Origin of the sequence: Pandoraea sp. NPDC087047 (genome assembly GCF_044745225.1) — a bacterium.
In the GTDB taxonomy this organism is placed as follows: domain Bacteria; phylum Pseudomonadota; class Gammaproteobacteria; order Burkholderiales; family Burkholderiaceae; genus Pandoraea.
Window position 1 is genome coordinate 1 of the sequence record NZ_JBIUZU010000035.1, and the last position, 1,366, is coordinate 1,366.

At 59.3% G+C, this 1,366-nt stretch carries 1 protein-coding gene; it reads right to left on the bottom strand.

Features of this window, described 5'->3' with window-relative positions:
- Positions 1-264: 264 nt before the first annotated feature.
- On the bottom strand, positions 265-1,290 hold the full coding sequence (locus tag ACIPHM_RS24590; protein WP_400334311.1) for an IS110 family transposase: 1,026 nt from the start codon (positions 1,288-1,290) through the stop codon (positions 265-267).
- Between the last annotated feature and the right edge of the window lie 76 nt (positions 1,291-1,366).

Here is a 1,366-nt window from a genome sequence, read left to right on the forward strand (position 1 = left end):
AAAATCTATGGTCACCCCCATTTTTGCAAGACTGATGTTTGGTGCAGTGTTTGGCTTGCCTAAATCTATCCGGCGTCGTTGTGGGAATAAGCTCCCCGCGCCACGATGAGAGTCGCGCCTGACGATCCTAAAAAGCCGCTCGGCTTCGAGAGCCAATTTTTCAATCAGGTTGTTCGTCAGGCCGGTATGCCGTTCACGTCATCCAATGTCAGTCGTCGCAAAACCGGGTGGGTGGACTTCGGAAAATCGTTATGGGGCGAGCGCTCAGGCAGGCATGGCGCTCGATCCTGCATCAAATACGGTATTGCGCGTGGCCAGCGCCCATGCCGTTCGCGCCAGTTTGTTCGCCAGCGCGCACGCCACCACGTTTGAATGTCGGCGCGTGAGCATGGCGCGCACCCAGTCGGCGAGGCGCCCCCGCTGGTGCTCAAGGCGCTGCATGTACGATCTGGCGCATTGCACGAGCAAGCGCCTCAGATTCTTGTCGCCGCGTTTGCTAATGCCTAGCAACGTCGCTCGGCCTCCCGTGCTGTACTGCCGCGGCACAAGCCCCGTGGCTGCTGCAAAATCCCGGCTGCACGCGTATTGCTTGCCGTCGCCCATCTCGGTGGCTAGCACGCTTGCCGTGATCGGCCCAACACCGGGAATGCTCAGCAGACGCTGCCCCAGATCGTCCTGGGCAAGCTGCCGGGTCAACTCCTTTTCGATCTCTCCGATTTGCTCGTTCAGATATTGGAAATGCGAGTGCAATCGTTCCAGCACAGCGATGAGCCTCGGCGGCAGCGCATGCTCAGCTAACGCCGCTGGCAGGCGTTTAATAACGGCCTGACCGACCGGCAAGCTGATGCCGAATTCGAGCAAAAACCCATGCAGTTGATTGACCGTTCTAGTCCGATCCCGGATCAGGGATTCGCGTACGCGGTGCAGTGCACCGAGCGTCTGCTGAGATTCGGTTCTTGGCGTGACGAAGCGCATGGACGGACGTGAAGCTGCCTCGCAGATGGCCTCGGCGTCGACGAAATCGTTTTTGTTGCTCTTGACGAAGGGGCGCACGAACTGCGGTGAGATGAGCTTGACCTGATGCCCGAAGCCCGCCAGCTTGCGCGCCATGTAATGCGCGCCAGCGCAGGCCTCCATGACCACCGTGCAGGCATGAAACGTGGCGAAAAACTCGACCAGTTGCTTGCGGCTCACCTTCTTGCAAAACACCGCTTTGCCGCGTGCGTCCTGCCCGTGAAGGTGGAACGAGTGCTTGCCCAGGTCGATTCCTATCAACGTCACGTTCTGCATGATGGCCTCCAAAATGAAAACACCCTACCGCGTTACCCGCGTGTAGGGTGGGGGTGACCATCTCATTAGCCGCCCG

Excerpts from the sequence above, each read along its gene's own strand:
- ACIPHM_RS24590 (WP_400334311.1), bottom strand. The coding sequence starts at position 1,290 with ATGCAGAACGTGACGTTGATAGGAATCGACCTGGGCAAGCACTCGTTC.